Genomic DNA, 20170 nt, shown 5'->3' with positions numbered 1-20170 from the left:
AATAACCTGAAAATAAAAAAAGAAAAAGGTGATTATAATTAAAAATCATTATTCCATTTCACATTGTAATTCCTTTATAGACACCACATATCTTAAGAAATGTGTGCAAAAGAAACCGGATGATTGTCATAGCTGCCATAAGAAACACAATGACTGTATTTGTCACCAAAAGAAACCGGATGATTGTCATAGCTGCCATAAGAAACACAATGTCTGTGTTTGCCACCAAAAGAAACCGGATGATTGTCATTGCTGTCATAAGAAACACAATGACTGTATTTGTCATCAAAAGAAACCGGATGATTGTCACTGCTGTCATAAGAAACACAATGACTGTATTTGTCATCAAAAGAAACCGGATGATTGTCACTGCTGTCATAAGAAACACAATGACTGTATTTGTGAGCAAAAGAAAGATGATGACTGTCATTTGTGCCATCAGAAACACTGTATTTGTCATCAAAAGAAACCGGATGATTGTCATTGTTGTCATAAAAAACACAGTGACTGTATTTGTGAGCAAAAGAAAACCGATGACTGTCATTTGTGCCATAAGAAACATAATGACTGTCACTGTGACAATAAGAAACATAAACTAGTAAGAGCATCTGCGTTCAGGGCTAATAAGAATACACCACAACTTTACGAAGCAGCGTTAACTCCCTCTGTAAAAGTTTTATTCCAAACTGAACAGTTTGATTTAGCGGATGAATATAATCCGCACATATCAACATTTATTCCAACTAAGGATGGAATTTATGAGATAACAGCAAAAGTCTCGTTTTGTCCGTCAAAAAGTAAAAGCAATGATTCCTCAAAAAACAAAAAAGATAATTGCAAATGTGATTATTGTAGTAAAAATAGTTGCAACTGTGATTATTGCAGAAAACATCATTCTTCAATAGACAAAAAAAGGAATTCTTCAAAAAAAGGATATGTCGCATCCATTTCCATTAACGTAAACGGAGATAATTTAGATATTGTTAATGACTTCTTGGAGAAATCAAGACCTATTGGACTATCGGTTACTACAATCCTTCAGTTACAAGCAGGAGATCGGGTACAAGTATTATTTAGCGCAGATGCAAACGGAGAAATTTTAGCAGAAGCATCTTTAACAAACTTTCAGGCTGCTAGATTCCCTTCTCCAATGTAAGATCTTTCTGCTTTAGTCTTAGATTGTGTAAATGGACATCATATTTGTTAATTAAAGTTGAGTAAACGTATGATTATGAGCCTTGGATTCTCCTTGAAAAAGGTGAGGTGGATTCTATTCCGAGAAATTTTTGGGGTCAGATCGAACTTTCAGGGATTAACGCCTAAGACCACACTTTACGGAAAAAAACTTTTTTAGCAAAACTACTTGTTTTATTTTGAATACCACTATATAATAAATCTTGTTCAGAAAAGAAGTCAGCAACTAAGTAAGTTTTAAACCAAGCTCTATAGAGCTTGATTTACATACGACTTGTTAGCTCAGTGGGAGAGCACTTCCTTGACAGGGAAGGGGTCGTGGGTTCGAATCCCTCACAGGTCATCAACTGCCAAAGGCTCAAATCCTTGATATAACAAGGGTTTGGGTCTTTTTTTTGTTTTTAAAGATATAGTTCATTATGTATTATTTACTGAATTGGTGGCGGATAGAGCAGGATTTAAACCCTAATACAGGTCAATTATTTGTAATGATTAATATTTCAATGAACTGTAGGCAAAGCCTTTCGCTTATTCAGCTAACGTTGGAGGTTAAAAAGAAGACCTTCTTTTTGGCTTTTCTTTAAAAGGTACATAATCATATTCTTCGGTAAAAATTCACTTTACTATAATGTGTTGGATTACTCACTACTAAATACCATGCACGGGAATACTTCCTGGAAGCTCTGAATATGACGCATGAAGACTATGCAAAATATCAGCAAACGATGTTTCTTGGCTTGAAAAGTATAATACAATGCCTTCACTTAAAATGATGGTAGAACAATATAGAGAAGAATTACAACCCTTACCCTCCACTTCAGTATTATATAGTAAATATTCCCTTTGTTTTTAACGGATGATTTTAATACCTCAACAGTTTATTATATTGATAAAGGATGAAGAATTTAATCTACTACTATAATTTGGTAAGTCTTTAAAAGGGAAGTGATTGTTAAATGCTTTATATAAGCGATATCGAAAAGATAATTAATAACACATTAAATGAGCTCAATTTGGATATTATTTATGAATTTGACAATAATCTAAGTGCACCTATGAGTTATAACGTATCGACCAATACTATAAAATTCAATTACCTTCAAGTTAACGGTTATAAAGGGAAAATTAGAATTAAAGAGACGGAGGAAGATTTTGTTAAAATTATTCTTTATCGTATGATTGGTTATTATTTAGATTTTAAGAAAAACAAACATGATTTAAGGATTTTAATGTATGGTCACGAAGAAGAAAAAGAAAAGCTGAAATCTGAAATAGAAACTAATGCTTGGGATTATGGGAGAACATTAATACCTGAACACCTATTGGAGTCATATGATAAAGTTCGTGAATTGGATAAAATGTTAATAAATTAATGTACTCTAAGAAAATGGAGACCCGACTTTAAACTAAAACAAGAAAAAGAAGCCTCCTTGGAGAATCTCTCTGGCTGAATTTTGAGTGAGAAATTAAACTGGTATCCAATAAGACAAGACCCAGAGAAAGAGGAGTTGTCTTAGAAAGATTGATGAATAAACAAAGAGAAAATCAAGTTCAAAGTTTGTGCGCGGTTTTTAAGAGATATCGATTGCTTGACAAAAGAAATACACTGGACTGAACATACCTCTGAAGAGAGGTTTTAATGAACAACATATACTAGATAAAGAGGAAAGAGATTATTGGTCAAGCGGCTCCAGAGAACGATTGCGTAGATAAGTATTATGACCTGCTCATCAAACTTATGTTCATGGCAGTAATTTAGATACAGCAGACAAAATTACGATGTTTTTATCCAGCCAAACTTGAAGCAATTTAATCGAGAATAATTTCTTGCTATATAAGATGGTATTATCAGAACCGTCAATGTTATGGGCATAGATTTGGATGCTTAGTGCTATCATTGTAATTTCGGTAATATTTCCTTTTGTATATTTGATTTTAGGACTTGAGATATTTGGTGTTTAAGTTTTTGCTAATACTGATGATCTTTCTTCGATTAACAGGGGCTTTAGTACTATAGGTGTTAAAAGAGAGTACAAGAAGTAATCTCTTTTATTTATACATAATTAACATTAATGTTTCACAAGCCTAAATAAATGGACAGTCAAAGGGGACACTCATATATTGAGGTCCCCCTTTCATAATGTATTACGGTAATAAAGTTTTATATTGTTCCATTAAATCACCTGCATATAAGCTTGTTATCATTAAGAAAATGGCAAGCCCAATGTATAATGAGAACCAGATGAATTTTGTTTTGAGACTCGATGAGTAATAGGATTTCTCTTTATCCCTAATTTCAGTTTGTTCTTGCACTTCTTTAAAGAACTTTGCTGCTATTCGTTCATAGGTGCCTATATTTTCAAAATCGGTCGGTCCGTTCTGGTATTCATTCGTATTAGCAGCATCCATTAAGGATCTATAAATATTTAATTTCACCTCGGTCAGCTGTTTTTCTTTTAGTTTATTATCATCAAATAGCGGGATATGCCAACTCTTCATGTTGTTAAACTTTTCATATTGTTGGCTTGATTCCATATTCCAAATATTAACCAGGCGAATTTTTTCTTCATCTGTTGCAGCTGCATATTGTTCTACTTGCCTTAATCCAAATTGATTCAATTCTATGATGATGTCTCTTTGATTTCTGGTTGTCTCGCTACGAATTTCTTTCCACCACTTAGAAATGCCCAATAATAAGAAAAGAATTAAGAATGGATTTGGATGGAGAAATAAATATACAACCATCCCGATAATCCCTACTACCCAAAGCTTTGTGGAGATGACTCCCACTATACGTCCTCCATCAAGAGGATGCACAGGCATTAGATTAAATAGGTTAATCATGGCTCCCAGTGTAATAACTAAAAGCCAAAATGGATTTTCCGTCATCATAAATAGGGGGATGGCTGGTAGAAATGCTAATGTACCTAATAAAGGACCACCGAAGGCAAGGTAAGCTTCTTGGTTAGCATTCTTGGGTTCTTCTTTAAGGGCAATTAATGCTCAGACAAAAGGGATGAAAATGGCATTGGATGTTTTGATGCCTTTTCTCTTTGCAGCAAGTAAATGCCCCATTTCATGGATGTAAATTAGATAGACTAGGGCTACGGCAAATTTCCAACCGTAAACCAAGGCATACGCACCTAATGAAACGAAAATAGAAATCAGGGAACCTACTTTAGCTATTTTCAATAGCGCAAACAACCATTTCATTTTCCCCAGGAAAAATAACCCGATGGCCCCCAAACTTAACCATCCTTTTTTCGATATAGATTCTTTCAAAATGTACCTCCTAGAGTAAATGGGAAAACAGATGACCCCAGTGACACTATGTCTATCTGCGCTCCTTCTTGATTTATCAACTTGCTAATATCCTTATTATATCGTATTAGATCATACATTTCTTATCATATTAGTAATATTTTTCTAGAATATTACCTTTCAAGTATTACATTTTTTTATAATTAAGATAGAGTTCTGTCCTTAATATTTAGGGCCCTCACAGGTCATCAATTAACAAAGGCTCAAATCCTTGATATTACAGCATATCCAAATATCATTCCTGTGTGTTTTTATGCATTGCACAAAGTTGCATAGAAACTGCATGTGAAGGTGAATCGTTCGTTGCATGACGCTAGCCACTTTGGTACACTATGCAGAAGTGCATTTCAGCTAGGATTGACTATCGAATGATAGATAAGATGCTGTCACCTTTACATAATTCATGGTCTTTGTAAGCGGTGGGGTGCTCCCGAACGAAATATGGTACAAAAGCTTAACAATATAAAAGTTTTTCTAAGAAAACCATCTGTTCCCTCATACAGCAGGAGTTGTATGGGGGCTTGTATTTTATTGAGAATTTTCTGTTTAGATGAAATAAGGAGGAAGCAATGAACAATTATAAATTGACCATTCAATATGATGGCGGGCGCTATAAAGGCTGGCAGCGACTTGGTAATAGTGATGATACGATCCAAGGGAAAATAGAAAATGTATTAACGGAAATGGCAGGGGAAAAAATCGAGATCATCGGATGCAGCAGAACGGATGCCGGTGTTCATGCCCTTGCTCAAATCGCCAATTTTAAGATCGGTGAAAATCTGACTGAAGTTGAAATCATGGATTATTTGAATAGATATTTACCAAGAGATATCAGCATTGTCGAGGTTACGCTAGTCCCTGAACGGTTTCATGCCCGTTATAATGCTAAGGATAAAACCTATTTGTATAAAATCTGGAACGAGCCATATACAAATCCTTTTATGCGAAAGTACAGTATGCATGTAGAGAAAAAGCTGGATATCACTAGAATGAAAAAAGGATGTCAATATTTTGTAGGTGAACATGATTTCACTGCTTTTTCAAATGCAAAATCCAAGAAAAAATCCATGGTACGTGAAATATATTCCATTGATATAGAAGAAAATGCCGGTTTCATCGAAATTACAGTACGAGGCGATGGATTTCTTTATAATATGGTTAGAAAGATTGTCGGGACGTTGATAGAAGTTGGATTGGGTGAAATAGATGCTGAAAATATACCAAGTATTATTGAGTCAAAAGAAAGAATCCAAACGGGCCGTATGGCGGAGGCATCTGGGTTATACTTGGTAAAGGTTGATTTTTAGACCGGTTATTGATGCATGTGTTAATGCATGTAATGTGTACAGGCAGTAGAAAAAGGGAAGTAATAGGGAAGAATGGTAAAGCGGAAAGTACGAAAGAAGGAGAGATTTTCATGAGATTAGCAGGAAAGAAAATAATCAGTCTTGTGCACCATGATTTTGAAGATTTAGAACTCTGGTATCCGATTTTACGTTTAAAAGAAGAAGGGGCGATTGTTCATCTCGCCGGAGAAAAGGCGAATGAAACATACATTGGAAAATATGGTGTACCAGCCATATCTGATTATGAGTATGGCAGTATCAAAACTGAAGAATATGATGCCATTCTTGTACCAGGCGGTTGGGCACCCGACAAAATTCGCCGGTTTCCTGAAGTGATATCGCTTATCCAAAGCATGGAAGAAAATAAAAAACCCATTGGGCAAATTTGTCACGCTGGTTGGGTGTTGATATCCGCGAAAATTTTACAGGGGAAGAATGTAACGAGTACACCTGGCATTAAAGATGATATGGAAAACGCAGGGGCAACTTGGATAGATGAGCCCGTCGTCGTAGATGGAAACCTTGTGTCAAGCAGACGTCCACCTGATCTGCCGGATTATTTAAGAGAATTGATAAACGTGATTGAAAAGGGTTAAATCCATAGTACGGTGAAAAAGTGGTTTTTCCTTCTGGAAAAACCACTTTTTCTATCCATACCCGAATTTATTTTTTAATGCTGATTTTGAAATGCTAAAGATCATACCCTTGATTGATCCTTAATCAAATCAATATACAAATTTCCTTTTGTCCCTACGACAACATACGAGATATCAAAAACAGCAAGGTTTATTTTTTTGAGCTCAGCCATCAGCCATTCGTCATTGTAGGTTTCTTTGGATAAGTTATCATATAAGATCTTCCCCTCATAGACCAGTTCAATCGGTACAGAACCTGCTGGGGGCAGTATTGGTAAATCCTGCTTGGTAGCATTTTGGTATTGTTCTTTTTTTAATACAGAGAGTGAGCCATTTATCTCTAAAATGGCACATTCAACTTCATCTATGTTGAAGATATCTTTTCCCCGCAAAGCCTGTTTAAGAGAATCCAGTGAATACCCCATCCGTTCCATTGACTCTTCAAGAATTCTTCCTTTTTGAATTAAAGTGGCAGGTTCTCCGGCAATCCATTTCCCGAAACGCGGATTTCGAACCGCTAGAAGATTGAGCATGAAAACGACGGTACCCATAATAATTATGGAAATGATAAAATACAGGAATTTAATTTTAATATTGAATGCTAGATTTCCGGCAATTGTCCCCATCGTAATGGAAGCGATATAAAGGTGATAGGTCCTCTGGGCAATTGTCTGTTTACCAAGAAGTTGGACAAATACCCATAATAAAATAAAAGAGGTAAAGGTTCGAAAGATGATTTCAACAGATTCCGACATGACGATTTCTCCCTTACAAAACTCCCGACAGTTCGTTTGAGATAGTATGTTCTTACACCTTGCTCTTTATTCTGTAAAGGAAACAGACAAGAAACCCCGTCTTTGATTTGGGAACCCCTCTTGAATTAATAGATTTAAACGATTGGTGCGATACATAAAAAAATGAATTATGAAACAACATTCAATAAACCAGGCATTCATATTAGTGAAATATCATGAAGCAAGCCGCCCTTTACTTGCTTCTTTTTTATTTGATTTGATGAATCCATGGATATGTTTACTTAGTATCGATTAAGAAATTTCTACGAATAATAGTATCAAAATACATTTGCACGGGGGTATGTTTTGAGAAATATTCAGGAAATTTTCATTGACGATTTAAAAAGCATTTATAAAAATTTCTTTGTTTGTATCGTAGTCGTCTTTCTCATGTTCATCCCTTCCATTTATGCGTGGTTTAATATTGTTGCATCATGGGACCCGTATGYAAACACGGAAGGAATTCTTGTCGGTGTTGCCAATAATGATAAAGGTGCGGAGTTAAATGGCAAAGCCGTGAACATAGGCAAGGAAGTAATGGAAGGGTTAAAGGAGAATAAGGATCTGGGCTGGAGGTTCACATCGGAAAAAGAAGCGATAGAAAAGGTGGAAAAGGGTGATTATTATGCATCCATCATCATTCCGGAGAACTTTTCCGAACATATTGCGACGATCATGACCGATGACCCTAAGAAGGCGGGGATTGATTACTATGTTAATGAAAAAATCAATTCCATTGCTCCTAAAATTACGGCAGCGGGTGCCAACAGCATTGTGGACAATGTGAGCAAAACCTTTATCAAATCAGCCAGTGGGAGTATCCTTGCAATTTTTAATGAACTGGGAATCACCTTGCAAAACGAGTTGCCGACGATTCAAAAAATGAAGAATATGGTTTATTTATTAGAGGCTGAACTGCCTGAGCTTGAACAAAATATGAAAACCGTTCAAACACATGTCAAAAAGGCTGAAGATATCATTAAGAGGGTCAATGATGGCCTGAATTCGATAGAAGGAATAACATCACAGAAGGACAAATTGGTATCGGACGTTTCTAGTTATGTAGATTCAACAAGGCAGGCATTCGAAGGAATCAATCCCCTCTTGAAAAATGATATCGAGAACATAAGGAGCGATAATGAATCCATTTTAGTGCTGGCTAACCGGTTAACGGGTCAGGATTTACCTGACAATGAGTCGGATCAGCTAGTGGAACAAGGTGTAACGAGGATAAATAAAGAGTTGTACCTTTTGGACAGTATGTATAATTTATTGGTGAGAGTCAATCAATTTAATGAGAAAAACGTGCTTCAGCCAGAAATACAGCTGGTTGATGAACTTAGGGATAATGCTTCGAACCAACTTCAAGCGCTGAATGACCGAGCATACGGCAATCTTATCGAACTTGGCAGGAACAACGATCAAGTCTTGGCAAGCTTCCAGGAAAGCTATTCAAAGGAAACGGGGCCAAAATTCAATGAAATCTGGAATGAAACAGAAGCAATATTGAATAATGTCCAGCTTACGATGGAGGAGGGAACCAAGGTTCTTCCTGAGGTGAGGACGCTGTTGAATGAGACCAATCGAACATTGGAAACACGTACAGCGGATATTGATAAGTTACAGAATAAGTTTCCGGAAATCGAAACGAAAATAAAGGCTCTGGCTTCTAAAATGAGGGAAATTGATAAGTCTTATAATATGGAAGAAGTGATCGATTTCCTAAGGAATGATATTGAACAAGAAAGTGAATTTTTTTCAGAACCAGTTCTGCTCAATAAACACAGTCTCTTTCCGATTCCGAACTATGGATCCGCCATGTCTCCTTTCTTTACGGCACTTTCCCTTTGGGTCGGCGGTACAATATTGATTTCCATGCTTAGCGTGGGTGTTTCTCAAAAGGTCTACAGCCCGTATCAAATTTATATCGGGCGGTATCTAATATTTTTCATCATTGGGGTGATGCAGGCCCTTAGTGTTTCCATTGGGAATATCGTCCTTATCGGTGTTTATGTAGCGGATAAATTTGAGTACATCCTGTTTTCCGTTCTGATAAGTACGGTATTTACACTCATTGTTTACACCTTCGTTTCCGTTCTTGGAAATATTGGAAAAGGGATAAGCGTCGTCTTGATGGTCCTTCAAATATCAAGTTCAGGAGGCACCTTCCCCATTCAAGTCACACCGCCCTTTTTTCAGCATATTAACCCTTTCTTGCCATTCACCTATGCTGTGGGTTTGCTTCRTGAATCTGTTGGGGGAATAACCTGGAGTGTAGCTGGCAAGGACATTTTTATCTTGATTCTCTTTTTAATAATCACGTTCATCTTAGGTGTCATTTTGAAAAAGCCTCTGCATGCAAGGACACAAAAGATGAAGGATAAATTGTATGGAAGCAGGATTTTTTAAGGTAATTGAAAGAGTGCTGTGACCGCGGTTAACTGAAGTTGAAAATTATGGTTATATTCAGCCTGAACCCTTAAAAGGGGCTCGGGTTTTTTTATTTGCTGAATGGTATTTATAGATATGTATTTTTATGTAGGTTTGGAATATTAATCAATACATTGACAGTTGAATAGAAAAATACCGATAAATTAGAATTTTTGCATTTTTATAGTTGACAAAAACCATTGGATTAATCATTATTAAGAAATAATGTTTAGTAAATCGATGCGATATAAAAGTGGGGTGACTTTATGTATTTAACAATAGATGGCATTGAAAAAAGTTTTAAGAATGAAAAGAAAGAAAGCATAAAGGTGCTCGATAAGATAAACATAGAGGTCGAGAAAGGAAGCTTCGTTTCAATCGTCGGCCCTTCAGGATGTGGTAAATCCACGCTTCTTTATCTGATTGCCGGCCTTGATAAAGCAGATGTGGGTGAAATACGTGTAGCTGGGAAAAAAGTGGTGAAGCCAGGTCCGGAACGGGTTGTCGTGTTTCAGGAGGCGGGTTTATTTCCTTGGCTGACAGTACTTGAAAATGTTACATACGGATTGAAGATAAAGAAAATGCCCAAAGAAGAGGCAAAAGCCAAGGCATTGGACATTTTAAAGATGGTTCACCTCAGCCGATATGTTGACTCCTATCCTCATCAACTCTCAGGAGGAATGAAACAGAGGGTAGCCATCGCAAGAGCGTTGGTGATGGAACCGGATATCCTGTTGATGGATGAACCATTCTCCGCACTTGATGAGCAAACGAGGATGGTTTTGCATAAAGAGCTGCTCGAAATCTGGAGAAAAACTAAAGTGACGATCTTTTTCGTTACCCATAATATTCGCGAGGCTGTTCAGCTTTCCGAAAAAATTATCGTCTTTGCTACCCGTCCCGGGAAAATCAAAGAGACGATTTCCGTTCCTTCCATGAAAGATGGAGTTATGCCGGATAGTGTAACTTTGCATACAGAACAAAGGGTTCTATCGATTTTGCAGGAGGAAATTGAAAAAGTGCTGAAGGAGGAAATGGGGAATGATTACAGCTTTAAGACGAATCATATTCATCGCGATGATAGCGGGGATATGGGAAGTCACATCTAGACTTTCCAGTCTTCCGGATTTCATGTTCCCAAGCCTGACTCAGGTTTTGGAAACTCTGTTTAAGGGACTGATGAGCGGACAAATAACCGAAGCCATCGGAAAAAGCCTTGGCCGTATCCTGATCGGCTTTATGATTGCCATTATAGTAGGTCTGATATTAGGATATTTCATTTGGCGCTTTAAATTGGTCGAAGACACTTTAGGATTCGTCGTGACGGCTTTACAGTCCATTCCGAGTATCGTGTGGTTCCCTTTGGCGATCATTTGGTTTGGATTGAATGATTTTTCGATCCTCTTCATCGTCACCATCGGCGCAACTTGGACGATGACGGTTAATGCAACAAGTGGCTTCCGGAATGTACCCCAGTTGTATCAGCGGGTTGCCAAAACATATGGATCGACCGGATTTCATTTTCTTCGCACGGTGATTTTACCAGCATCCGTCCCGCAAATAATATCCGGTCTCCGAATTGCATGGGCCTTTTCCTGGCGTGCATTGATGGCAGGTGAATTACTTGGCGGGGGAGGCGGTCTTGGCCAATTGCTGGAAATGGGCAGATCACTTGGACAAATGGATTTGGTCATCTCCGTGATGATCATCATCGCAATCATCGGAACAATCGTGGATAATGTCGTCTTCTCCCGTCTTGAACGTAATGTTCAACTGAAATGGGGAGTGAAGTAACGGTAGTTTAATAAAATAATAGTTATAAAGGAGAGAAAAATATGCTGAAAAAATCATTCTTTGCCCTTATTCTGTCTGTTTTGTTAATCGGAATAGTAAGCGGATGCACTCAATCCAGCAGTAATGATGAAGAAGGGGAAGGGTCCGGGGGGAAATCCGTGAAAATTGGTTATTTTCCTAACCTAACCCACAGTGCAACGATCATTGCACTTGAAAAAGGCTTTTTCGAAGAAGAGTTCGGTAAAGATGTCAAGATTGAAACCAAAACAGTGGCCAATGGAGGATTATTCATGGAAGCAATGGCCACAAACGCCATTGATGTCGGAACGGTCGGGCCTGGTCCATTGCTTAACTTTTACGTGAAAAACCCTGAATACCACCTGATCTCCGGGGCTGTTAATGGAGGTGCCGTACTTGTGGCTAGCGAAGGCAGCAAGGTTACGGATTTAAAAGATTTGGCCGGTAAAAAGGTAGCGATTCCCGTCATTGGAAGCACACAGGATGTCATGCTTAGGAAGGCCCTTCAAGATGTAGATTTAAAACCGACTACAAATGGGGGCACAGTTGAACTGTATGCGGCAGCACCTGCTGACACAACCGCCCTTTTTGTTCAAAAGTCTGTCGATGCAGCAGCGACCCAGGAACCATGGGGGTATGTATTGGAAAACCAGGCAAAAGGAAAGCTGGTGCTTGACTGGGATCGATTTGCATGGGGAAAAGATTCACCTAACACGGTAGTGGCTGCAAGCCAGAAGTTCTTGGATAAAAAAGGGCTCGCTGCTTCCTATTTGAAAGCTCATGATAAAGCGGTGAAGTTCATACAGGAAAACCCTGAAGAAAGCCAAGAACTGGTTATTAAGCATTTGAAGGAACTGACTGGAAAAGAATTAAGCAAAGAAGAAGTGGCTTCAGCATTTTCACGCCTTGAAGTGACAACTGAAGTTAATGAGCAAGTCATTCAAGAAATGGCCGACATAAGCAAAGAAGCCGGTTATATCCCTAGCAGTGATATAAAAGGCATGATCGATTTATCAATTCTTGAAGAAGTGTCCAAATAACAAGCAAGCGCCTCAGCCATCCTGGCTTTGGCGCTTTTTTTAAAAGGCCGGATTAATCCATTTTAATTAAGCGGGGAAATAATCCTCCATATAAACACCTCAGTTCATGAACTCCCTTTATGGACAGATTTGATCCAATGCTTGGATAACATGATCAACCTCCTCCCAGGAATGGATGGTAGCGCCTGAAGCCAGTGAATGTCCTCCACCATTGAATTGACGTGCGACTGATGCGATGGGAATATTCCGTGAACGTATCCTGACACGGATTTCAGAAGGGTATTCGATGAAGAAAGCCCAGATTTTATTGTCCCTGACACTTGATAGCGTATTGACTAAATTCGAAGCTTCGAGTCGATCCACCCCATACATATTTAAAAGCTCGTCCGTAATAATGAAGTAAGCTACCCCTTTATCGGTTACCTTGAAGCTCATGAGAATGTCTTTTTGAAGTCGGGAAGCGTTTTTAGGCTTAACATTAAGGCTGTTATGGATTCTTTCTGGCTGAATATTATAGGTTCTTAAGTGCGAAACCATTTTTAATGTCCTGGGAGTTGTATTCCCATTCGTGAAATTCCCTGTATCACTAAGTATTCCTGCATAAAAAGATTTAGCCGCTTCTTTATTCAGGATGAAGCCTTCTGGAAATTCCAAGAATAAATCAACAAGCATTTCACTTGCAGAGCTATAAGAAGGGTCGACCCAAGAAATGTCACCGAATTGTTCGTATTCGGGGTGGTGGTCAATTTTGATTAGCATGCCTCCATGATCATATCGGGAATCACTGATCCGTGAAATGTTGGCAGTATCACAAACAATCACTAAGGCACCTTTGTATTTGTTATCGGAAATGACATCCATATCACCTATGAATAGAAGCTTATCCACTTCCTCGCCTACCGCATAGACTTCTTTTGAAGGGCAGGAGTGTTTCAATAGCTTCTTTAAACCGAGTTGTGATCCCAATGCATCCGGGTCCGGATTTACATGACGATGAATGATGATTGTGTGGTATTTCTTGATTGCTTCGATTATTTCCAGTTTTTTATTGTCCATAGCGCCATCCCCTTTTTAAGATTTCCTTGTCTGCAGTGCGACGATTGATAATATGTAAAATTCATATATTGACAGTTATACCTATTCAATCATCACATGCCAAACGAGTAAAGGCAATTCCGATTACTTTGGATGGGGGGGAGTCCTGAGGCATACGGAAAGTATACGGAACAGATGTAATAAAACACTCAAACAAAATTATTGCAAAATTCAAAAAATACAACTATACTTAATTTACCAAACCGATGACAACAAGTTACCTTGTTGCATGGCCGGCTTGACATAAAAAACTGGAATCCATAAAAATTGACTTGGTTCACTTGATCTTCCTTTGCAGGAAGACAGTTCGTGGATAAGGGTCAGTGAAACATTCAATGTAATGACATTGTTGGTTTTACTGGCTCTTTTTTTGTGTATCCACGACAGTTTGAAAGGGGTGATGATATGAATGGAGCTTTGGAGGGAGTCAGGATTATCGATGTATCCCGTGTTTTGGCGGGGCCGTTTTGTTCAATGATTCTCGGCGATTTGGGTGCCGATGTCATTAAAATCGAGCATCATGAATCAGGGGATGAAACGAGAGGGTGGGGGCCGCCATTTGTAGAAGGGGAAAGCGCTTACTATTTATGTGCAAATCGAAATAAGCAAAGCATGACCTTGAATTTAAAATCTGAGGAAGGAAAAGAGATTTTCCGGAAGTTGGTGGCTTCAGGGGATATAGTGATTCAAAATTTCAAGACAGGCACATTGGGAAAACTGGGGTTGGGTTATGAGGATTTAAAGGAAATCAACCCCAAACTGATCATGGCCTCGATTACAGGATTTGGTTTAACCGGTCCTTATAAAGATTTGCCAGGCTATGATTATATCATTCAAGCGATGAGTGGTTTGATGAGCATCACCGGAGAGAAAAATGGGAGTCCCGTGAAGGTCGGAGTGGCCATAGCTGACATATTGACTGGCTTGTATACATGCATTGGCATTTTATCCGCTTTACATCATAGGGATAAATTGGGGGAAGGACAGGAAATTGATATTTCATTGATGGATTGTCAGGTTTCTTCATTGGTGAATGTCGCCAGCAACTATTTATTCAGTGGCTTGACCCCTGAAAGAATGGGGAACCAACATCCAAATATCGTTCCATACCAGACGTTCGGGACAAGGGATGGAGAGCTTGTCGTGGCTGTGGGAAATGATGATCAGTTCAGGAGATTTTCAACCGTTATAGGCAGACCTGATTTAGCGGAACAGGAACAGTTTAAACATAATGAAAAACGTTTGCAAAACAAGGAAGAATTAATACCGATAATAGAGGATGCGTTGAGAGGTAAGACAAAGAAGGAATGGAAAAGGCTGTTTGATGATGCAGGGATACCGAATGGTCCGATTAATGATATAGCAGAGATGTTCGAGGATCCGCAAATCATCGCAAGAGGCATGTTGGTGAGCATGGAACATCCCACAATCGAAGATCTTAAAGTGACGGGATCTCCCCTGAACCTTTCAAAAACACCGGTTACCATGAGAAAGCATCCGCCACTCTATGGCGAGCATACCGATTCCATTTTGGCTGAAATAGGATATAGTCCAGATCAAATAAGCAAATTCAAGGAAAATAAAATTATTTAGGAGGAATTTTAATGATGAATTTCGAATTAACAGAAGAGCAGCAAAGTGTGAAGAAAGTGGTAAGGAAATTTGTGGATAAGGAAATTATTCCATATATTCAAGAGTGGGATAGGCAAGGTCAATTCCAGCCGCATATTTTAAAAAGGTTAGCTGAATTGCAGTTGATGGGCGTTTGTATACCCGAAGAGTATGGCGGGGTCGGAATGGATTATAATACCCTAGCCATCGTTTGTGAAGAGCTGGAGCGAGGAGATACGGCTTACCGAACTGCAGTTTCTGTACATACAGGGTTGAATAGCATGACCCTGCTTCAATGGGGGACGGAAGAACAAAAACAGAAATATTTAGTACCCCAGGCAAAAGGAATCAAGATTGGTGCTTTTGGGCTGACTGAACCGAATGCAGGGTCTGATGTAGCAGCAATGAAATCAACGGCAAAACGTGTTGGGGACCATTATATCTTAAACGGGTCAAAAACATGGATTTCGCTCTGTGATTATGCAGATCATTTCCTCATTTTCGCCAAGACGGATCATGATGCCGGTTCAAGGGGAATCACTGCCTTTATCGTGGAACGGACTTTCGAGGGAGTGGAGTCGAAAGCCATTAAAGGAAAATTGGGAATTCGTGCCGGGAATACAGGCGAGATCTTTTTAACGGATGTAAAAGTTCCGGTGGAGAATAGGCTTGGTGAAGAAGGTGAGGGCTTTAAAGTTTCCATGTCGGCATTGGACAGCGGCCGGTTTACAGTTGCCGCAGGTGCTGTAGGGTTAATAGAAGCAAGCCTGGAGGCAAGCTTGAAGTATTGCCATGAACGAAGCACATTCGGAAAAGAGATTGGCAGGCATCAGCTCGTTCAACAGATGATTGCCAAGATGACAGCAAATTTAGAGATTTCCAGATTGCTGGTCTTTAAAGCGGGCACCTTGAAAAATCAAGGAAAAAGGAATACGAAGGAAACATCACTTGCCAAGTGGATATCATGTAATGCTGCTAATGAAGCGGCCAATGATGCTGTTCAAATTCATGGTGCCTATGGCTACTCGGATGAATATCCAGTCGAACGTTTTCTGCGGAATTCAAAAGCTCCGGTCATTTACGAAGGAACCCGTGAGATTCATACTGTAATGCAGGGTGAATACGCACTTGGCTATAGACAAGATAAAGAGCTTCGCAAGCAATTGCCTGCATGGCCCTTCGAGCAAGTTTCCGTACATTAACTATAGATAGAGGAGATCARATCAGATGATGAACACATACTTTATTGCAGGGCATGCAAAACTTCCACAAGGGATGGCAGCGAGAAATATATATGATTCAATCACGATCACGGTGGAGCTTGACTTTAAATATGGAGTAATAGTCGAGGCTTCCTGTACGCTTGCTACAGAGCATGGAAGGGAATTCATACGACAACTGCTGCGCGGTTATTGCCTGAAAGATGGTATCGAAGAATTGATTGATCGTGTGCAAAATCATTATCGTGGGAAGGCTGGTCAAGCCATTCAAGCAGGGCTGAAGGATGTGTATGCACAGTTCGAATTGGTCTCCGTTAAATAAGTGAAACCGAAAAGGGTCCTACCGTATGTAAGAGGGTAGGATCCTTTTTTATAGGTTCAGGTACATGGCAAATAAGTCCACTGTCATTATAAATAGAGTGTTTTTATTGTTAAAGGAACGGGACATTTGAATGGATATAACGATCGTGATAATTTTAAAAACACAAAACTCGCCCCTATAGGACGAGTTTTGTGTTTTTTTATAGAATTTGGACCTTAAAGTAAAGCTTAATATCCAGTAAAAAAATATTAGTTGTACATTAAAACGGTACCATGAAACTAGAAGCACCTTTTCCGTTTATTGCGAAAGTTATTGCCGCAAAGCCAACTGCAGTGGTTGGACGAACACCGGTTTCTGTTGGAGCGCCGTTGTCTGCTGCATATGGAACACCGGTTTCTGCTGGTGCGCCTTTGTGTGCTGCAAGTGGACCTCCTCCTGCTGGTGCGCCTTTGTGTGCTGCAAGTGGACCTCCTCCTGCTAGTGCGCCTTTGTGTGCTGCATGTAGATCTCCGTTTCCAGCAAGAGCGCCTTTGCGTGCCGGAAGTGGACCGATTCCTGCTCGTGCAACGTTTAGTGCTTCTGCGGGAAGTTCGCCTGTTATTGTTGTTTTTACGTGAAGAACGGCCTTTTGAACATGGGTCATTATGCATGAAATCGCTTAACCCGAAGGAATTAGCTCTATCCACCGCATTTTGTATATCACGATTGATGTCAGACATATTTATATATCCCCCTTTCTATACGTTAAACTATGCGCTTGTACGTAATATGCCAGAGATAAAAGCACATTTTTATTAAATATTTGTTTTTGGTGACACCCCTCGCTTTTTTTCCATAATTTAATAGGAAAGTGAAAGGGAAGGGTTAGGTTATATGAATGCTGACAAGAAGCTGCCTGTGTATCAGCTTTTTATTCCACCAGTTAATTTAATGGAGCTTCGCAGAGATATATGGTGCAATGATCCTTTACCTGCAAAGTTAACAATCAACAAAAAAAAACTTGATATTGATATTGCTTACCGTGGCTCACATATCCGAAGTTTTCGGAAAAAATCCTATAATGTAGTCTTTTATAAACCTAATACTTTTAAGAATGCCAAGGAAGTTCATTTAAATGCCGAATATAAAGATAAATCTTTACTAAGAAATAAATTATCTTTAGATTTTTTTGCAGATATAGGGACTTTATCACCGAAAGGCCAGTTCGTTTTCCTAAATCTAAACGGAAAGGATGAGGGAATATATCTGGAATTGGAATCAGTGGATGAATATTATTTGAAGAAAAGGGGGCTCCCCAATGGGTCCATTTTCTATGCAGTGGATGGTGATGCCAATTTCTCATTGATGAGCGATTTGGATAAAGGAATCAAAAAATCATTGGAGATGGGCTATCAAAAAAAATGCGGGACAGAAAAGGAGGAATTATATTTACAAGAGCTGATCCTCCAAATCAATACAATTTCAAGAGTGGATTTTGAAAAGGAAATCGTAAAATATGTCGATGTGGAAAAGTATCTGCGCTGGCTGGCCGGTGTCATATTCACGCAAAACTATGATGGGTTCGTTCATAACTATGCTTTGTATCGAAATGGAGATACCGGTCTATTTGAAATGATTCCATGGGATTATGATGCGACATGGGGCAGGGATGTTAACGGGAAAGTGATGGAAGAGGATTATGTGGGAATCGGGGGGTTCAATACATTGACTGCTAGAATCCTTGATGTAAGGGGATTTCGTGTCAGGTACCAAGAACTTCTTAAGGAGATTTTGAACAATCATTATACAGTGGCCTATATGAAACCTATCATTCAGGAAATGCATGATCAATTAAGACCTTATGTATCAAAAGATCCATATATCAAGGGGAATAAGGAGAAATTTGATGATGAGCCCGAATTCATCCTGAAATTCATTGAGGCCCGTGCGAAGTATATAAATAGCCATCTGTATAAATTGGATTAATAATTCCTTTCGTTTAGAGATGGAACAATGAAAAATATAGTGGCAGGAATGCTGAATAAAAAGCATTCCTGTTTTTTTCTGCACGATTCCATTTGCTTTTCTATACTATTACAGCTATGTTTGATAGAAAGGTATAATCTAAAGTAATGAAGGATGGGAATGGATTGACTAATCATAGCCGCAAACCGGCATATATATATACATTTACATGCACCCCTGACGAACGCTCATTATCTAAAATGGAGATGCGTTCTTTCTTTGGCTTTGAGACTTCAGGGGATATTTTGAAAAGTGATATAGCCATTGAACCGAGCAGGAGCCCTTTTATAAAAGGGCGGGTCGACATCATGTTTGAAGGGGAAAGCATATCCGAAATCGTTGAGCAAGTAAAAGGTATTCATTTGCCTGACTCGACATTCAAAGTATTATTCGTGAAAATTAATGATTTGAATAAAGAAGCAAAGATAGATTATGATGGACAGCGTGAAATTGAACGTCAGATTGGCTGGCACATTCAGGGAAATGCCGATGTGCGTAATCCTGATCAGGTCTTTGGAATCGTGACGCTTGGCGGTCGTTGGTATTTTGGGAAGTATGTCAAACCTGAAGCGGTTTGGTTAAAACATATGAAGAAGCCCCGTGAATATTCAACTGCGCTTAGCACGAGAGTGGCGAGGGCCATTGCCAACATTGCCGTTCCACATCCGGATGGGGTGAAGGCAATTGATCCATGCTGTGGAATTGGAACGGTATTGGTGGAAGCCCTTTCGATGGGGATCAATATTGATGGCCGGGATATCAACCCGCTTGTTACCGACGGTTCAAGGGAGAACATTGCCTATTTCGGACTCGAAGGTGATGTAACTACAGGTCCGATTTCGGAGGTCACCAGTAAATATGATGTAGCGATTATCGATATGCCTTATAATCTATATACACATGCGACGCCGGAGGATCAGCTATCAATCCTTAAGCACGCAAGGAGCTTTGCTGATAAGGTCGTTGTCGTAACGATCGATACGATGGATCATATGATTGAAGAAGCTGGATTTGAGATTGCTGATCGATGTGTTGCCAGGAAAGGCATTTTTTCCAGAGAGATTGTCGTGTGCGTGTAGGTTTCATCAGTAAAGGAAAGGCTGAAATCCTTATCGATTTCAGCCTTTTTTGATGTCATTTAGCTTGATAATGAACTACATTTTCAACGAGTTGTTTCGTGACCTTCCCCTGATATTCCAAATAATCCAAATGGCCGATGATTTCTGACATGACGAGCGGGAATTCTGCTATATACTTTTGTTTGTAAAACTCCTTTGCCAGTTCATTGCCTGTAGAAATTCCGGATTCTATCAAGGCCAGGATCTTTTGTGATTTCCTCTCTATGC

General features: G+C 39.1%; 17 protein-coding genes, 1 tRNA gene and 3 pseudogenes. 15 read left to right on the top strand and 6 right to left on the bottom strand.

The genetic code is table 11. The features are described 5' to 3' along the window. Positions 1 to 119: 119 nt before the first annotated feature. The 4 genes from AC1DVB_RS05695 to AC1DVB_RS05680 all read left to right on the top strand — a co-directional run bounded on the left by AC1DVB_RS05695 (position 120) and on the right by AC1DVB_RS05680 (position 2567). Complete coding sequence (locus AC1DVB_RS05695) at positions 120 to 599, top strand: hypothetical protein (protein WP_141242750.1); 480 nt, start codon at positions 120 to 122, stop codon at positions 597 to 599. Then, the gene (locus AC1DVB_RS05690; RefSeq protein WP_095679626.1) at positions 545 to 1156 is read left to right on the top strand and encodes a hypothetical protein; all 612 of its coding nucleotides are present in this window, start codon (positions 545 to 547) and stop codon (positions 1154 to 1156) included. The genes AC1DVB_RS05695 and AC1DVB_RS05690 overlap by 55 nt, the downstream gene beginning before the upstream one ends. Before the next feature lie 309 nt (positions 1157 to 1465). Then, a tRNA-Val gene (locus tag AC1DVB_RS05685) sits at positions 1466 to 1537 on the top strand. A gap of 613 nt (positions 1538 to 2150) precedes the next feature. Beyond that, complete coding sequence (locus AC1DVB_RS05680) at positions 2151 to 2567, top strand: hypothetical protein (RefSeq protein ID WP_057278910.1); 417 nt, start codon at positions 2151 to 2153, stop codon at positions 2565 to 2567. Between the two features lie 1386 nt (positions 2568 to 3953). Here AC1DVB_RS05680 and AC1DVB_RS05675 read toward each other — a convergent pair. Then, positions 3954 to 4464, bottom strand: a pseudogene (locus AC1DVB_RS05675) (site-2 protease family protein); the annotation flags it as partial. A 620-nt stretch (positions 4465 to 5084) separates the two neighbouring features. Between AC1DVB_RS05675 and truA the strand changes: the two are divergent. Both truA and AC1DVB_RS05665 read left to right on the top strand, forming a co-directional pair. Beyond that, positions 5085 to 5822, top strand: a complete 738-nt coding sequence (truA, locus tag AC1DVB_RS05670; protein ID WP_057278912.1) for a tRNA pseudouridine(38-40) synthase TruA — start codon at positions 5085 to 5087, stop codon at positions 5820 to 5822. 110 nt (positions 5823 to 5932) lie between these two features. Further along, positions 5933 to 6457 (top strand): type 1 glutamine amidotransferase domain-containing protein, encoded by a 525-nt coding sequence (locus AC1DVB_RS05665; RefSeq protein ID WP_057278913.1) that lies wholly within the window; start codon positions 5933 to 5935, stop codon positions 6455 to 6457. A 101-nt stretch (positions 6458 to 6558) separates the two neighbouring features. Here the strand turns inward: AC1DVB_RS05665 and AC1DVB_RS05660 are convergent, their stop codons facing one another. Beyond that, positions 6559 to 7251, bottom strand: a complete 693-nt coding sequence (locus AC1DVB_RS05660) for a DUF421 domain-containing protein (RefSeq protein ID WP_477588492.1) — start codon at positions 7249 to 7251, stop codon at positions 6559 to 6561. Positions 7252 to 7596: 345 nt separating this feature from the next. On the opposite strand from AC1DVB_RS05660, the gene AC1DVB_RS05655 reads away from it, so the two are divergent. From AC1DVB_RS05655 to AC1DVB_RS05640, 4 genes are all read left to right on the top strand, one after another. Then, positions 7597 to 9699, top strand: a complete 2103-nt coding sequence (locus AC1DVB_RS05655; RefSeq protein ID WP_477588490.1) for a YhgE/Pip domain-containing protein — start codon at positions 7597 to 7599, stop codon at positions 9697 to 9699. Between the two features lie 287 nt (positions 9700 to 9986). Continuing rightward, positions 9987 to 10829 (top strand): ABC transporter ATP-binding protein, encoded by an 843-nt coding sequence (locus tag AC1DVB_RS05650; RefSeq protein WP_057278916.1) that lies wholly within the window; start codon positions 9987 to 9989, stop codon positions 10827 to 10829. Continuing rightward, positions 10762 to 11514, top strand: a complete 753-nt coding sequence (locus tag AC1DVB_RS05645) for an ABC transporter permease (protein ID WP_034314377.1) — start codon at positions 10762 to 10764, stop codon at positions 11512 to 11514. Before AC1DVB_RS05650 ends, AC1DVB_RS05645 begins: the two co-directional genes overlap by 68 nt. Positions 11515 to 11555: 41 nt before the next feature. After that, positions 11556 to 12572 carry an aliphatic sulfonate ABC transporter substrate-binding protein gene (locus AC1DVB_RS05640; RefSeq protein ID WP_477588488.1) on the top strand — a complete coding sequence of 339 codons (1017 nt, stop codon included), beginning with the start codon at positions 11556 to 11558 and terminating at the stop codon, positions 12570 to 12572. Between the two features lie 117 nt (positions 12573 to 12689). Here AC1DVB_RS05640 and AC1DVB_RS05635 read toward each other — a convergent pair whose 3' ends face one another. Next, entirely contained in the window at positions 12690 to 13628 is a 939-nt protein-coding gene (locus AC1DVB_RS05635; protein ID WP_328097647.1) for a DHH family phosphoesterase, read from the bottom strand. A gap of 444 nt (positions 13629 to 14072) precedes the next feature. Here AC1DVB_RS05635 and AC1DVB_RS05630 point away from each other — a divergent pair, with 444 nt between their 5' ends. From AC1DVB_RS05630 to AC1DVB_RS05620, 3 genes are read left to right on the top strand one after another with little or no spacing between them, the layout of a single operon-like run. After that, the gene (locus tag AC1DVB_RS05630) at positions 14073 to 15260 is read left to right on the top strand and encodes a CaiB/BaiF CoA transferase family protein (protein ID WP_477588486.1); all 1188 of its coding nucleotides are present in this window, start codon (positions 14073 to 14075) and stop codon (positions 15258 to 15260) included. A gap of 14 nt (positions 15261 to 15274) precedes the next feature. Further along, complete coding sequence (locus tag AC1DVB_RS05625; protein ID WP_477588533.1) at positions 15275 to 16480, top strand: acyl-CoA dehydrogenase family protein; 1206 nt, start codon at positions 15275 to 15277, stop codon at positions 16478 to 16480. 28 nt (positions 16481 to 16508) lie between these two features. Continuing rightward, positions 16509 to 16820: a DUF3870 domain-containing protein gene (locus tag AC1DVB_RS05620; RefSeq protein ID WP_095679647.1), complete on the top strand. Its 312-nt coding sequence runs from the start codon at positions 16509 to 16511 to the stop codon at positions 16818 to 16820. A 259-nt stretch (positions 16821 to 17079) separates the two neighbouring features. Here AC1DVB_RS05620 and AC1DVB_RS05615 read toward each other — a convergent pair whose 3' ends face one another. Both AC1DVB_RS05615 and AC1DVB_RS05610 read right to left on the bottom strand, forming a co-directional pair. Further along, a complete protein-coding gene (locus AC1DVB_RS05615; protein ID WP_057278920.1) occupies positions 17080 to 17463 on the bottom strand; it encodes a hypothetical protein in 384 nt (127 codons plus the stop codon). A gap of 22 nt (positions 17464 to 17485) precedes the next feature. Then, positions 17486 to 17539, bottom strand: a pseudogene (locus AC1DVB_RS05610) (hypothetical protein); the annotation flags it as partial. A gap of 154 nt (positions 17540 to 17693) precedes the next feature. On the opposite strand from AC1DVB_RS05610, the gene AC1DVB_RS05605 reads away from it, so the two are divergent. Both AC1DVB_RS05605 and AC1DVB_RS05600 read left to right on the top strand, forming a co-directional pair. Further along, positions 17694 to 18785, top strand: a complete 1092-nt coding sequence (locus AC1DVB_RS05605; protein ID WP_057278921.1) for a CotH kinase family protein — start codon at positions 17694 to 17696, stop codon at positions 18783 to 18785. Positions 18786 to 18931: 146 nt separating this feature from the next. Beyond that, the gene (locus tag AC1DVB_RS05600) at positions 18932 to 19903 is read left to right on the top strand and encodes a TRM11 family SAM-dependent methyltransferase (RefSeq protein WP_098864065.1); all 972 of its coding nucleotides are present in this window, start codon (positions 18932 to 18934) and stop codon (positions 19901 to 19903) included. A gap of 55 nt (positions 19904 to 19958) precedes the next feature. Here AC1DVB_RS05600 and AC1DVB_RS05595 read toward each other — a convergent pair. Continuing rightward, a pseudogene (locus tag AC1DVB_RS05595) lies at positions 19959 to 20170 on the bottom strand (MBL fold metallo-hydrolase); the annotation flags it as partial.

It is taken from the genome of Peribacillus sp. P4_D6, from assembly GCF_056401795.1.
Note: the sequence above shows the minus strand (reverse complement) of the source record. Positions and strands in the feature narration are given on the sequence as shown.

What these genes read in the sequence shown, in the direction of transcription:
- AC1DVB_RS05680 (WP_057278910.1), top strand. Translation starts at nt 2,151, where the DNA reads ATGCTTTATATAAGCGATATCGAAAAGATAATTAATAACACATTAAAT.
- AC1DVB_RS05665 (WP_057278913.1), top strand. Translation starts at nt 5,933, where the DNA reads ATGAGATTAGCAGGAAAGAAAATAATCAGTCTTGTGCACCATGATTTT.
- AC1DVB_RS05640 (WP_477588488.1), top strand. Translation starts at nt 11,556, where the DNA reads ATGCTGAAAAAATCATTCTTTGCCCTTATTCTGTCTGTTTTGTTAATC.
- AC1DVB_RS05660 (WP_477588492.1), bottom strand. Translation starts at nt 7,251, where the DNA reads ATGTCGGAATCTGTTGAAATCATCTTTCGAACCTTTACCTCTTTTATT.
- truA (WP_057278912.1), top strand. Translation starts at nt 5,085, where the DNA reads ATGAACAATTATAAATTGACCATTCAATATGATGGCGGGCGCTATAAA.
- AC1DVB_RS05635 (WP_328097647.1), bottom strand. Translation starts at nt 13,628, where the DNA reads ATGGACAATAAAAAACTGGAAATAATCGAAGCAATCAAGAAATACCAC.
- AC1DVB_RS05650 (WP_057278916.1), top strand. Translation starts at nt 9,987, where the DNA reads ATGTATTTAACAATAGATGGCATTGAAAAAAGTTTTAAGAATGAAAAG.
- AC1DVB_RS05600 (WP_098864065.1), top strand. Translation starts at nt 18,932, where the DNA reads ATGAAGGATGGGAATGGATTGACTAATCATAGCCGCAAACCGGCATAT.
- AC1DVB_RS05620 (WP_095679647.1), top strand. Translation starts at nt 16,509, where the DNA reads ATGAACACATACTTTATTGCAGGGCATGCAAAACTTCCACAAGGGATG.
- AC1DVB_RS05615 (WP_057278920.1), bottom strand. Translation starts at nt 17,463, where the DNA reads ATGACCCATGTTCAAAAGGCCGTTCTTCACGTAAAAACAACAATAACA.
- AC1DVB_RS05695 (WP_141242750.1), top strand. Translation starts at nt 120, where the DNA reads ATGATTGTCATAGCTGCCATAAGAAACACAATGACTGTATTTGTCACC.
- AC1DVB_RS05625 (WP_477588533.1), top strand. Translation starts at nt 15,275, where the DNA reads ATGAATTTCGAATTAACAGAAGAGCAGCAAAGTGTGAAGAAAGTGGTA.
- AC1DVB_RS05605 (WP_057278921.1), top strand. Translation starts at nt 17,694, where the DNA reads ATGAATGCTGACAAGAAGCTGCCTGTGTATCAGCTTTTTATTCCACCA.
- AC1DVB_RS05645 (WP_034314377.1), top strand. Translation starts at nt 10,762, where the DNA reads ATGATTACAGCTTTAAGACGAATCATATTCATCGCGATGATAGCGGGG.
- AC1DVB_RS05630 (WP_477588486.1), top strand. Translation starts at nt 14,073, where the DNA reads ATGAATGGAGCTTTGGAGGGAGTCAGGATTATCGATGTATCCCGTGTT.